General features: G+C 46.5%; 11 protein-coding genes. 6 read left to right on the top strand and 5 right to left on the bottom strand.

Going from position 1 to position 13869, the window contains the following annotated elements; all coding sequences use genetic code 11:
- Positions 1-16: 16 nt before the first annotated feature.
- The 4 genes from AC5ZC7_RS05580 to AC5ZC7_RS05595 all read right to left on the bottom strand — a co-directional run bounded on the left by AC5ZC7_RS05580 (position 17) and on the right by AC5ZC7_RS05595 (position 6976).
- Complete coding sequence (locus AC5ZC7_RS05580; protein ID WP_496160581.1) at positions 17-1699, bottom strand: hypothetical protein; 1683 nt, start codon at positions 1697-1699, stop codon at positions 17-19.
- 3 nt (positions 1700-1702) lie between these two features.
- On the bottom strand, positions 1703-2536 hold the full coding sequence (locus AC5ZC7_RS05585; protein WP_496160580.1) for a hypothetical protein: 834 nt from the start codon (positions 2534-2536) through the stop codon (positions 1703-1705).
- A 31-nt stretch (positions 2537-2567) separates the two neighbouring features.
- Positions 2568-5954, bottom strand: a complete 3387-nt coding sequence (locus AC5ZC7_RS05590; RefSeq protein WP_496160579.1) for a TonB-dependent receptor domain-containing protein — start codon at positions 5952-5954, stop codon at positions 2568-2570.
- Positions 5955-6016: 62 nt separating this feature from the next.
- On the bottom strand, positions 6017-6976 hold the full coding sequence (locus AC5ZC7_RS05595; protein ID WP_496160578.1) for a FecR domain-containing protein: 960 nt from the start codon (positions 6974-6976) through the stop codon (positions 6017-6019).
- A gap of 135 nt (positions 6977-7111) precedes the next feature.
- Here AC5ZC7_RS05595 and AC5ZC7_RS05600 point away from each other — a divergent pair, with 135 nt between their 5' ends.
- A complete protein-coding gene (locus AC5ZC7_RS05600) occupies positions 7112-7669 on the top strand; it encodes a sigma-70 family RNA polymerase sigma factor (RefSeq protein WP_496160577.1) in 558 nt (185 codons plus the stop codon).
- Between the two features lie 48 nt (positions 7670-7717).
- Positions 7718-8644 (top strand): alpha/beta fold hydrolase, encoded by a 927-nt coding sequence (locus AC5ZC7_RS05605; RefSeq protein WP_496160576.1) that lies wholly within the window; start codon positions 7718-7720, stop codon positions 8642-8644.
- Here the strand turns inward: AC5ZC7_RS05605 and AC5ZC7_RS05610 are convergent.
- Positions 8631-10538: an AAA domain-containing protein gene (locus tag AC5ZC7_RS05610; protein ID WP_496160575.1), complete on the bottom strand. Its 1908-nt coding sequence runs from the start codon at positions 10536-10538 to the stop codon at positions 8631-8633. The two genes, AC5ZC7_RS05605 and AC5ZC7_RS05610, sit on opposite strands and share 14 nt — an antisense overlap.
- A 125-nt stretch (positions 10539-10663) precedes the next feature.
- Between AC5ZC7_RS05610 and AC5ZC7_RS05615 the strand changes: the two genes are divergently transcribed.
- The 4 genes from AC5ZC7_RS05615 (at position 10664) to AC5ZC7_RS05630 (ending at position 13844) form a co-directional block, all read left to right on the top strand.
- Positions 10664-11071, top strand: coding sequence for a DoxX family protein (locus AC5ZC7_RS05615; RefSeq protein ID WP_496160574.1), 408 nt, complete (start codon positions 10664-10666; stop codon positions 11069-11071).
- A gap of 257 nt (positions 11072-11328) precedes the next feature.
- Positions 11329-11727, top strand: a complete 399-nt coding sequence (locus tag AC5ZC7_RS05620) for a hypothetical protein (protein WP_496160573.1) — start codon at positions 11329-11331, stop codon at positions 11725-11727.
- 2 nt (positions 11728-11729) lie between these two features.
- Entirely contained in the window at positions 11730-12914 is a 1185-nt protein-coding gene (locus tag AC5ZC7_RS05625; RefSeq protein ID WP_496160572.1) for a hypothetical protein, read from the top strand.
- Positions 12915-13004: 90 nt separating this feature from the next.
- A complete protein-coding gene (locus AC5ZC7_RS05630) occupies positions 13005-13844 on the top strand; it encodes a helix-turn-helix domain-containing protein (RefSeq protein WP_496160571.1) in 840 nt (279 codons plus the stop codon).
- The last annotated feature ends 25 nt before the right edge of the window (positions 13845-13869 follow it).

Genomic DNA, 13869 nt, shown 5'->3' on the forward strand with positions numbered 1-13869 from the left:
TGTGATTGAAAAGATATTAGTTTTTCTTAGGATGTAATTTGTAAAAAATAACTCCGCCGGTATAGTCCCTGATACCTTTACAGTAGTATACGGCGCCTGTCTTATCCTGGCCTATCAGCGTAATACCTGAAAAATTGACCCACTTTGCCGAACCCGTTGTTTGATTTTGCGCGGGCTGGGGGGCGTTTCCACCCAGGCCAATTTCAGTGCCGGCATAGCAATAAGCGCTTTTGGTGATGATGTTATAATTACCAAGGGAGGCATTCGATGATGCTAATATGGTACCATCAGCAAATTGCAACATGCTACACAACTCCGGAGAAGCAGGATCAACAATAAAGCCCACGTCCTGCGTTTTCTTGTAGGCAGGATCACTTTCGTAGGAATGGAAGCTGTATGGGAAATTGTAAGTTTTAAGCAGACCTCCATTTTCATCTTCCATAATATCATATTGCAATAGCTGAAATCGTAATAAATCATTGGTATAGTATCCATACAAATATTTGCCGGAAGGGTCAGCGGTGTAAGTAGGAGCGGATACCGGGAATCCGGTAGATGGATAGCTATAATCAGCACTCATTAATCCATGCACTTTGCCATTCACATCCAATCGGCAAATGAGTATAATGCCGCTGGTAAAATCTGCATCTGTGGTACCTATGCTGATGCCAACGTTGTACCAGTAACTATGATCATCCCAGGAGCTGCCGGGCGCATACACGTTGGCATAATAAAGATTATTGTTAATGTCCGTGGTAAGGTTAATAGCCACTACTTTTAACGAGGCAACATTCCCCTGGAACGGACTCCCGTCTTCACTGTCAGCAGTACCATTAGCTACCAGGGTGCGGTTGATTGTGGTGATGCTTTTGGAGGCCAGATTCATTTTGCAAAGCCGGAATATATATTTTGTTGCTTCATCTGTTTTGTTATCCAATACTTCTGCGGAGAAATAAACAGCGTCTCCATCAAAAGTGACGGTACTGCCCAGTATTTGTTTGATGGTAAAATTGCTGCCCTTATCGTCCTGCAGATGATCACCGGCTTTTATCAGCGTATGTGCGGTACCGTTAGTTACTGCCTGGACGGAAAATTTGTTATCAAAATACATGTTCCCATCTTTGTCGTTATGGATGGAACGTACAAGTAAATAACCATTGGGTAGATAATCTGATACGTTATCAGGCAGCCATTGTGCCAGTCGGTCCACCCACAGCGTTGTATCCGTACGGGAAAGATTTCCATTCAGGAAATTAATGGAAACAGGATTACCATGAATCGTAATACCATTGGCGGTAATGGTAACCGGCCTGTTTTTTCCTATACCCATTTCTTTGGTGACAATGAATCGTACACCATCCAATTTGAGCTGTGGTGTATAAGTCGTAAAGTTAGGGGTGTATTGTGCAGTATCAATAATCTTTACCGGCACATCCCCAATCATTATCTGTGTACCTGGCCGGTAAGGAAACAGGTTTCCGATAAGCATCACCGTATCACCCACCACAAGACTGGTGGGATATGTCCAGGTAACAGGCGTTAGCCTGGATCCACTCATCTGTGTATAGCTATCTGATAGCCAGGGCTGCGACAACACTATGGTAGCATGATCATCTACCTTTTTACAACCAGCTAATAAACCGGCAGCCAATACTGTGTAGAGACATAGCCGTATGGAAAGTAGCCAAACTTTTTTCATCACCTAGAAATTTTTAAAAAGAGTAAGAGAGAAATTGCTGTTCACCGTTATTGTTCTTCCCGTAAGGGGATCCACATAGGTACGGGGAGCAGCATCTGTATAGCCATTTATCAGCAACGTATAGGCGTGGCCGGGCATCATATTGGAATTAACACGTGCGAGGAACTGTGTAGTATCACCCGGTTGAAAAACCTTTATATTGACAGCCGCTGATGCCGGAAAATCTACCGGTATAAACCCGGTATGATCCATGAAGGACGTAGAGGCTGGCAGGGTGGTGGGTATTTCTTTATTGATGGTTACAAATACCGGCCCGGTGAATGCACTGAGGTTAATAATTCTTAGCCCGATTTTTCCAGCCACAGCAGTATAAGGATCCCCTGCGATGATATGGCGGAAATGCCCGATACTATCTCCCAGGAATATCATCGCCGGAACGGTGGGAGGAAGCGTTACCCTGGCACTGTCCAGTATGCGATGGGCGGTATCCACCAGGTATAGCTGGTGTGTACCGGCAGATAACCGCATTAACTTCACCCACTCAGAAATAGAGTTGGGGTAAATGGGCCGGTCCTTATCCGGAGAAATGATATATGGATAAAGGGACTGATAGTAGAGCTCCGGCAGTTCATAAGTACTATCCCGGCTGTCGATCAATACCTTATATCCTTTGGAGCCAGGCGCACTGGCACCATTAAATATAGCGGTGGAGGCGAAGTAAAAACTTATCTGTCCTTCTGCCACTTCTTCTGGTGTGGTGACCTCTTTATTACAGGCACTTCCTGAAAAAGTAAGGAATAGTAGAACCGCCTGCCAGTAAATAGGATACTTTCTCATGTTATATGCATTTGTGCTTTATAGCAGGTTTTTAGAATGAATAGGTAAACTGTAACAGGATGTACCGGCCTGGTTTGTATTTTGTATAGATATTATCGCCTTTGTAGTACCGGCGGCCATCGGGAAGAACATGTTGCTCCTCTTGATTATAGCGCTGATTGAAATTGTTATCTTCCACTATCTGATAGCTCTGATCGAGGATGTTTTGTACACTCAGTTTTAGTTGCAGCGACTTAATCAATCGTTGGGTAATGGATAAGTCGAGCAGGTGCATGGGCAATTGTAACAGGTCGGCGCGATAATAGGTGTCGATTGCACTGGAATCTGCTATGGTACGTGTGCTTTTCGCATAGATATTCGGGCCACTTACGTTGTATACCAGCCCCACTTTGGTGCCGGTGGCAATGTTTTCATAAAATAAACCGGCATTGGCGATGTAGGGTGCCTGCCCCTGCAGCGGTCCTCCTGCTTTATGCGCAGTATCTGGGGCATTGTCGCCGCGGGCTTTTCGTCTTTCTGTAGTGCTTTTAATATAAGAACCATTCAGCACTACGGAAAGGTGACGGAAAAGATTACCACGAATAAAAGACAGGCTCTTCTTAATTTCGGCTTCTACACCGTAAATTTCCGCGCTTACGGAGTTGTCGTAGCTAATGTTGGTGTAGCTCCAACCATCGTTGTATTCATTGTTGGTGGCTTCTTCCCGCATTTTTTCAATAGGATGTTGCAGGTGTTTATAAAATACGCCGACATTAATCACTTCATTGGCATTGCGTGGATATAATTCTGCCCGGAGGTCATAGTTATCAATAACTGCAGTGACTACACGGGGTTTACCTTGTATTCTTTCGTTTCGCTGATAGTCAAAATCATTAAATGGACTGATCTCACGGAAATCCGGCCGGTTAACAGTGCGGCCGTAGCTGGTGCGGATGACAAAGTTGCTGTCGGGCCGGTAGCCAATATTAAGCGATGGCAGGAGTACTGTTTTTTTATGATCTACAGACACAAACTCAATAGTTTGATGACCGGTGGCACCTTCTTTGGCACCGGAAAGCCTTTGCCGGTCGTATTCTCCCCTTAATCCTGCATTTATGGTAAGCCGGTTATGCGCTGTTTTCCAATCGCCCATCAGGTAGAAGGAATTATATTGTTCACTTGCAGTATAGGCATCTACGGGGGAGGTGGCGTCATATACTGCCAGCCCGGTATTATCGTCTGGAAAGAATTGACTGCTCCATAGTTTGGGAAGATCTCCGGGACGATAGTTAAGCGAATTAATATTGTTGACGTCATACCCGGTCCACCATTTCAGGTAATCGGTGGAACCATTTTGAACTTCCAGTTCATCCGGCTGAAGTCCGGCCCGGTTTACACGAAAAGTTCGCCGACCCGCCTGTCTGGTTTTAAACAATTGATAACCGCCGGTTTTGATATAAAAATCGGGATGCAGATGAAAGGTATAATCTATTGATCCGTTATATACCTGTTCCAAATTTTTGACATATAAGCGGGCCAGCATTCCGGCTTTGGTCATATTGGCATCTCCATTGGATCCGGTAGAGAACCAGAGGTTGGAATCAATAGTCAGCGGCATAGAACCACTAAAATGTATGAGGCGCATATCCGGTACATTTTGCAGATCATGGGTATACCCCAGATTCCAGGTCAGCTCATGACGACGCTGCTTGTCCAGTGCATGGACGCCGTTTATATTCCCGGAATAAAGCATCCGTTGCTGGAAAGAAAGTACCTGGTCTTTTTTGAACAAGCCATTCCCCCTTTCCAGGTAGTATGGTACAGAATTGAGCCTGGACTCAGTATTGCTGGTGAATCGTTTTCCATCATTGACAAAAAAGTTTAACAGGGATAGCTGATGCCGGTCGTTCAGCTTTAAGGTCAGGTTTTCCAATATGTTCACCTTGCCGGTTTCTGTTGTTTGTTCCGTATGGGTAATTTTGTTGGCAGTACCATTGGTCTGGCCTAATATGTCACTCAGGTTGTAGGCATCCGTATTGCCGGTTTGCCGGTATACTTTGTTGGCAGTAGTTTCTTTAGTATATGTGACAGAGGTAAGGTCATACAGTTTTGCTTTACCGATATGCCAACTGTTGTAATAATTGGCAAACAACTGCATATCCGGGAGGATATATCTTTCACCGGAAGAAAGGGTAGGAGAAAACCCTTTCAGCCATCCGGATTGAGACAGCCCGTCTACCCGGTGATTACTCTGAAAAACGCCCGGTGAAAAAGACGGTAGCTTACGTGTACCATCATCAATACCCAGAAAATCAAGCTTGCCACCATTGTAACTATTCACGTTCGTCATGCTGGCGTTTTCCCGGTATGCCACTTGCGCACCTATATCAAAATGCTTCACAGGCATCGCATTTTTGGTGAATATCTTCACCGCTGCACCGCCGTATTCACCCACCAGGTCCGCTACGGGCGATTTATACACCAGTATTTTATCAATCACACTGCTGGGCAGCAGGTCGTAGGCAAATGCTTTGGTGTATAACTCCGTAGAGGGAGCTACGTTACCATTCAGATAGGTAAGGTTATATCTTTCATTCATTCCCCTAACTACTATAAAGCGGTCATCTACTACTGTGATACCAGCAATGCGCTTTACGATTTCCGCTGCGTTACGATCGGCAGTTTTGCTAATCAATTCACTGGATATGCCGGATACCACGCCGGTGGCTTGTTTGATTTCCTGCAACAGTTGTTGTTCGGTACTGTGCGTTACGGCTCTCACTTTGCGGGGACCACTACCCACCACCACTTCCTTGAGTGCGCCACCTGTCTGCATTTTTACGTCGTAGCTAACGGCTTTATCTTTTTCTACCTGTACCCGTGCTATGGTGCTGCGCTGATAGCCCACAAAAGTGACCAACATCGTATAGGCATTTACGGGAACATTGGTTAGCTGATAATAACCTTTACTATCGGTAATGGCGCCAAACGACGTGCCCTGTAGCTGTACGGTAGCACCAGGGAGGGGAGTCGCCGTTTCAAAATCTACTATACGCCCATGTATATTACCATTGCCTCCATTTTTTGGAGTGTTGGGCCCGGCTTTTATGGCCACCGTGTTGCCGGTGAGCTGGTAGGAAATGCCATAGGTTTTAGTTAATTCGTTGAGCACATTTTTCAGTGGTACAGCTTTCCATTGTACACTCAGCTTTACAGCGCCCAGGGAGGTAGGGTTGTAAGAGAAGTTATAATCACTCTGACGATCTATTTCTGCCATCACCGTAGCCAGGTTGGTGTTGCTGAGTGTGAGTGTCACCGGTTGGTTCATCGCCGGCAACTGTGCATTTGCATACCCCGTCATCAGCAACCAGCACAGGCACCAGGCCTGCCACCATTTTCTTTTGGGCAGGTTTGCTTTGGTTTGTCTAAATTTGTTCATACGTAAACTTTAAAAACAATTGTTTTTGATGTCCCGCTGCCAGGCGGGACATTTTTTATGAATTAGTGAATGATGACGGAGTCACGTGTTTCCCGGTAGCGGAACCCATAAATGAAGGCCATGTTATCGAGTATGCTTGTTAATGTTTGCTGGCTATAAGTAGCCGTAAAGCGGGCGGTTTTAAGGGCATCTGTGGAGACAAGTATCGTTTTGTGATACCGGCTTCCCAAACGGTTAAATGCCGCCTGCAGCGGCACATCTTCCAGTACCAATGCCCCCTGCTTCCAGGCGGTTTCTTTATCAGGAGAAAAACGTTTGGTGCTAAAGCTTTGTGTTGATTTTTTATAGGAGAGTTTCAGCCCGGGCGTGAGCACCAGGGTGCTATCCGGACGGTTGTACAGTGATAACTGCACGGCAATTTTTCCGGAAGACAACGCAATGCCGGTGGTGGTTTCTCCCGGGTAGGCTTCTACATTAAAATGAGTGCCTAATACGGTAGCCCGCAACCCGCCTGCATTCACCTGGAAAGGAGCGGCTTGTGGCGCCACCTCGAAGTAGGCTTCTCCCGAAAGTATTACCTCCCTGGTCATTACATTATAATCATCCGGAACACTAAGTACTGATCCGGGTGTCAGCCACAACCCACTGCCATCAGGCAGGGTCACTTTACGTACATGACCGGAGGTGTTGGAAATTTGCCGGGAAGCTACCACAATACCAGATTTTACAGGCCGTTGTAACCACAACAGGCTGCCGGCAAGTACTGTCACACACGCCGCAGCTACCCATTTTAAGTAAAATAAGGAGCGTCGACGGGCCGGCTGCAGTAAGTGCGCCAGATCCTGGTCCAGCATACAGGCTATATCTGCCGGCATAGGCGGTGGTGATACCGCCCATTCCTGTTCCAACAGCGTATCCAACTCCTGCTCGTCCTGCGCTTGCAGCCACGCTAATACGGCTTTGCGCTCTGCTGCGGTACAGATATTGTCGATATATCTTTGCCAGGTATGAGAATCTATCATATGCCAATAGTTTTACGTACTACTATCAGCACGTGAAAAATGAAGATTACCTCAACGCAGAATTCCCGGAAAAGCATCAATTAACAATTTGGTAATATCGCATTTCGCTCAACGGCCCCCTATATTTGTACCGCTATGTCTGATACTGCTACGTATGACAAGGAACTAATCTTTAACCGGTTATATCATGCCTCCCGCAACAGGCTGTATAATTACCTGCATCATTATACCCGGGATACTCATTTGCTCAAAGACCTCATGCAGCAATGCTACCTCAAGGTCTGGGAACGTATGGATACCATCTATGACGTAGAAGCTGCGTTGCCCCTGCTTAAAACCATTGCCCGTCACCAGCTCATTGATGTGATACGCAAACGCATGAAAGAAGATACTGCCTGGCTGGAAACCGTACAGGAAGAAGTAGAACAGTTGCTCACCACGCCGGCAGAAAACTCCCGTGCTCCGCTACAGGCCCTCGATACCGCCATTGCACAGTTGCCGGATAATTGCCGGCAGGTATACCTGCTACACCGGGAAGAAGGATTATCCTACCGCGATATCTCTTTTCGTATGTCTATATCCGTTAGTATGGTAGAAAAACACATGAGTAAAGCCATCCGTTTGCTTAAACGCGATTTACTCACCAACTGTGAGTTGTTACTGGTAGTGGTAGCGGTAAATAAGTTGCTGTAGTCCGGGATTTGTTGTACTTTAATAGTAACTTTTTCAACCTGCTTGTTTATGAGATTTCCCCTGTTGTTAACCATGCTGTTGTTATGCGCCTTTACGGCCCATACGCAGCAACTGGACTCGATCAATTACCAGAATGGGTACCTTTATTTTCACTCCTATGGCACCGGCACACCCGTCATTATTTTATCCGGCGGCCCTGGAAATTCCTGCCTGCAGCAAGAAGAGGTAGCCATTACGCTCAGTAAAAAATACCACAGTATTTTGTTGGAACAAAGAGGCACCGGCCTGTCTGTTCCGGTTCCTTTTGATTCTACCACGATCAACCTCGACGCAGCAATGAAGGATTTACGCCGCCTGCTGGAACACCTGCACCTGAAGAAGGCAGTATTTTATGGGCATTCATGGGGCGCCATGTTAGCCATGAGCTTTGCTGCCAATTACCCGGATAAGGTAAGCGCCCTCGTACTGGTAGATCCGGGATATTATAAATATTCGACGGAACTGATGATTGCACACACGCATAATCTGCGCAGCCGCTTGTCTGCTACAGATGCACATTTAATAGATTCGCTGGAAAAGATACTGGATACGGGAAAGGGGACCAACAAGGAAATGAAGCTTTATTTCAATACCATACGACTGTCCTATATCTATGACAAATCGCAGATTGATAGTATGTTGAAAAAAATAAATGTAGCAAAATCCAACCTGGTGATGCAGCAGCTGATGGTAAATGACCTCAGACGGATACATTTCGACCTGAGTAAAAACCTGCACCAGTACAAGGGGCCTGTTACAATTATTTCCGGCAGACAGGATGCCCTGGCTTTTTATACCTATGAACTGAAGATCATCCGGCCGGAAATTAAACTGCGATGGATAGAAGCCGCCGGCCATTTCCCGATGTTTGAGCAAGCATCGGAATTTAATAAGCAACTCATGGAAGAAATGAATATCGCTGCTACATATCCATAAATTCCCATGCGCTCTGGTAAGCATTTTTATTTTCCGCGTAGCTGATAAAACCGGCGTAAAAGTCCAGCTGGGAAAGGGTTCCGCTGTCACCAATGACCACCAGCTTTTTACGCGCCCTTGTCATCGCCACATTCATGCGCCGCGTATCAGATAAAAATCCGATCTTATTTTCTGTATTGCTACGCGTCATGCTGATATATACAATATCGCGTTCCTGTCCCTGGAAACTATCTATCGTATTAACGGAAATTTTATCTGCATAAGGCAGTAGGGCCGGTGTATGCAGCAGTTGTTCTTTTAAAAGTTGTATTTGTTGTTTATAGGGAGATATAACTGCCACTGTAGGAAAGTCTTTCGGCTGGTAATGTGTACTTAGTTCGGTCACCAGCATAGCCAGGTGCTTGAATAAGAAAGCCGCTTCTTCCGGGTTAGTGGTGCTGGTACCTTCTGATTTTTCATCAAACCCGCAGCCGGCGGTATCTACAAATGCCAAAGGACTATCGGCGGAAAACAACAAATGATGCGCTACTGAAGCATGTGCCTTTAACCTGTCTCCGTAAAAGATACCGGAGGAATATCCCATAATGGTTTCGTGCATGCGATATTGTTCCTCCAGCAGCGTTACCGCTTCCGGATACAATAGTGTACACTTTTCCAGCAGGGTAGTACTTAGCCCTTTTCTCGCGGCTTCCTCCGATTTAATAGTAGGGGAGAGCTGACAATGATCACCTGCCAGCACTACTTTTTGTGCTTTCAGGATGGGAATCCAGCAGGCAGGTTCCAGGGCTTGTCCTGCTTCATCTATGACCACGGTATGATATTGCAGATTTTTGACGGTGTAGTGATTGGCGCCTACCAGGGTGGCGGTAATGACCTGTGCTTTGGCAATCACATCGTCTATAATATATTGTTCGGTGTTGCCCACTTCTTTCATGATTTTGCGGGCTTCGTCGAACAAGGCTTTGCGTTGTTCTCTTTCTGCTTTGCCGAAATTGCGTTTGTATTTATGGGCCATATCGCGGAATTCATTGGCTTGCTTTTTCAGCCGTTTGATTTCTTTGATACTGCTATGTTCAGCTACTTTGCTATCCAGCGTCAGGGAGCTGAGTCGCTCCGACACGCGGGCCGGATTACCTACGCGGAGCACATTCAATCCTTCATCCGACAGCTTTTCGCTGAGCAAATCCACGGCTGTATTGCTGGGAGCCACTACTAATATCTGCTGACGATCCTGTTGAATCAACGCTTTAATAGCCTGTACCAGGGTGGTTGTTTTACCGGTGCCGGGAGGTCCGTGTACAATAGCCAGGTCGTTGGCACGTAATATATTTGTGACGGCGGCTTGCTGGGAGGCATTTAGCCGGGGATTCACATAGGGAGGCAGTTCTGTATGAAAAGAGGGCCTTTGTGAGCCGGTTAATATTTTGATCAGTTTACCTTCCGGTGATTTATCCTGTAATGCGTCTGCCTGTTTAAGGGCGTTTTGCATTTCATCATAGCTGTTATCATCAAACAATACATCGATTCCCAGCTTGCCATCATTGGCCCATTCCGGCAGCTCGTCGGTGCGCAGGGTGATTTTCAGGCGGTTGCCACCCTGGTAGGAAATAGTACCTTCCAGGTGATCTTCTTTAGGATCATGGTTGGAGAATAACATGGCGGAGGCGCCAAAGCGCAGCTGATGCGGAATATCCTGGTGAGTGGTGCGTTCTACTTCTACGGTCAGATAATCCCCCCGGCTCATTTCAGACCCCCGGATGGCAATCGGATACCAGGTAAGTCCGTTTGCCCGGCGCTCTGCCACAGAAGAGGTAGCGGTCATTTGCTGATAAGATTGTCGGTCCGTTTCCCGTTCTAATTTGAGTAAATCAAGCTGCTTTTTGAAATAATCCATGGTGCAAAGGTAAGGTGTTCTGCATTTGTCGCAATCGGCCATTAAGAATGTCGGATTCGACCACGACCTGTAATCCGGAATCAGCCTAAGTTTGTATCATCAATCAAACAAAAAAATCAACTTATATGGAAACGCAAACAATTTATATGAAACCCGTAACACCTTCAAAAAGCGCTAATATCACCGGTTGGGTGATCACTATTCTCTGCCTGCTGTTCCTCCTGGTAGATGGTGGAATGAAAGCAGTTAATGCAGCAGTATCTGTAAAAGGCAGCGTTGAACTGGGCTGGCCTGAATCACAGGTACAAGGCTTAGGCATTGTACTGCTGCTCTGCACCCTGTTATATGCAATACCCCGTACTGCTGTGTTGGGCGCGGTTTTCCTGAGCTGCTACCTGGGTGGCGCTGTGGCAATTATGTCGCGCGTAAATGCCCCTTATTACTTCCCCATCGTTTTCGGTGTCCTGATATGGGTGAGCCTTTACCTGCGTATCCCTGCGCTCCGCGCAATTTTCCCGCAAACAAAGGCGTAGTGCTGGAGCGGAAAGCATAAAGGCGAAAGCAAAAAGCTATTGTAACGATTGACGGTTGCGGATATTTTATTCGCTTTGGTCCATTCGCTACAATAGCTTTTTGCTTTCGCCTTTATGCTTTTCGCTTTTTTTATGTCAATTCCCTTTATTATTTTGCATTGACATTAACCTATACGCCCGGCAAGTATCAACCTATGCGAAATGCCACCGGGAGTATGCCTTACCGGAATTTAAATCATGCTTTAATCAATCATCCTATGACTCACTATGCGGCCGGAAATGGCGATCAGCAGATTAAGCTGGCGGTTGACATTACTACAAATGGATTTGCATGGACAAGGGTATTTATGTTACTCCCTGATGGCACTAAATTTCCCGTGCCCGCTGGTGTATCCGATGCAACCGGCGACATTCCACAGCTGGCGCTGGGGCAGGCAGCTGCCTTGCAGGGTAAAAGTGTGCATGTGGTCACCAAAATAGAATTATTTTGGGAAGACCTGGCCACCCGGAAAATTGAATTTGGAAAGATAGGCGCCCGCTATATATTTGATAACGGCGCAGACGGCCACAAAGCATTGACCACCCCGGATCAAATCATCAATGCCAGTGGCGATTTCACCACTATTTATTTATTGATTACTGTAAAACTGGACTAACCATGCAGCCATTGACCCGTTTGTTCGCCCTGCTGTTATTATTGCTGATGGGACAGCATGTACTGGCACAGGAAGTTCCCGCTGAAAAGCTCAGTGTGCCCGCTTCCAGCGCATTTAAGTTGGTAGATATCTCTCCAACACTTATAGAATCACCCGCTACCCCCAAAGCTTTCGGACTCAGTGTGCTGCAAAACTTTAGTGGCGACGGCTGGCCGCAAAATTATGCAGCACAGTTTACCCCTTACTGGTGGGCACTCCCAAAAAAACGGGATGTCTTCCGCTTTATCGGCATTACACGGCAGCAAACGGGTACTTCCAAAGAAGTGTGGAAAACACAGCCATTCTCCGCCCTGAAATTTTCCACGATTTCCATTGCGTTCATTAAGAAAGACATGATTCCTGATACCGTCAGCACCTCGCAGAAGGTATTCTCCATAGGGTTTCGCAGTACCGTACTCCGCGCATACCGGCGTGGCTATGCAGCCCGTCTGCAGGCAACGGTAGATACCCTTACCCAACAACAACAAGCCGATATACTGAACGCCGTTAACGCAGATCCGGCTTACAGCCGGGCCGTGCAACAGGAAGATACCGCCACTATTGCCCGCATCTTCCGGGAATATACTGCCCGGAAAAACGAGGCCTTAACCGCTTTAATGAACCGGGTAAAAAATCAACTCACCGAGAAGCCACTTTTCCAATGGGAAGTAGCAGGTGCATATGCCACCTACGGCATCGCCGATACCGCCTGGAAAGCTGGAAGAGCAGGCATCTGGAGTACAGTGGCACTCAATACACCATTGAATAGTCAACGTCCGGGCGCCGCCAATATCAACTATTTCAGCGTGGCAGCTTATACCCGGTATATGTATGATGCCTATGCCCTGGCCAATGGCAGCATTACCCCCGCCAACAGCGTGGATGTAGGTGCCCGCTTGTCTTTCGAATTCGATCCCCTGAGCCTGGGAATGGAAGCTGTTTACCGGAATTATACGGTAGGCGATCACCTGAAATCGCAGCGGGTGGTGGGCTTTGTTAACTACCGCGTAGCTAAGGACCTGTATATCAACGGCGCATTTGGAAACGACTTTGGCCTCGATAAATCGCGTATACTGGCCATGTTTGGCGTAACGTTAGGTTTTGGAAAGGAGAAGATAGATATGAGTAAGCTGCCGGCCGTGCCATAATATTAACGGATCACCGCTCCTGACATAGGGCTGTCACTACGCCGGGTTAAATTTGGTCTTTATTCAACTACAAAGACTAACTTTATACATATGCAGGCGGATATTCAAACCCTCTTTCAGTCACCTATCTGCACGGTACATAATTTTTTATGCCAGTGCCGGGAATGCACGGTATCAGCAAAGGAATACCAGGCTACTTTTTCTATGGCCTATATCCGTAAAGGTAATTTCCGGTTCAAAGTATTCAGAAATGATTTAGATGCTTACAGCGGCTTGTTCCTGCTTTGTAAACCTGGTTATGAACACCAGGTAGCACATGTACACGATATCCCGGATCAATGCACCATTTTTTCCTTTAGCGCTGAAAGCGCTGCCAGCCTGATGCCCTATGCCCACACGTTTTCCTGGTTTTTTGATAACCCGGATATACAATCCATTCTCGTGAAAGCAACGCCGGAAATGGAACTACTGCATCAGAGAATATTTACTTTATTACAACAACCCCGTTACAGCCAGTTGAGCGCAGAACAACTCATGACATCGCTCTTTTTGCTGATATTAGCGGCAGGCAGCCCGCAGTTGCCTTTACCAGTACTGAATGATAAGCAGAAACGTAATTATTTGCCGGTGATTGAAAACGTAAAAGCGTTTATCAACGAAAATTATGCAGACGATATCAGCTTATCACAATTAGCTGCCATCGGCAATTTGAGCCCCTTTCATTTTAACCGGCTGTTTAAACAGATAACCTCCACGGCGCCATATAACTATATGTTACAAGTGCGACTGAAAGAAGCGCAACTACAACTTTGTAATACCAGCCTTCCTGTTACCGATGTTGCTTTCTCTACCGGCTTCAATAGCCTCGAACATTTTTCTGCGGCCTATAAAAAACGGTTTGGGAAATCTCCGGCTGCAATGCGTTCATAAAAACAGCAATTTTCCTTAAATACAA

The organism is Chitinophaga sp. 9-1-y (assembly GCF_059511905.2).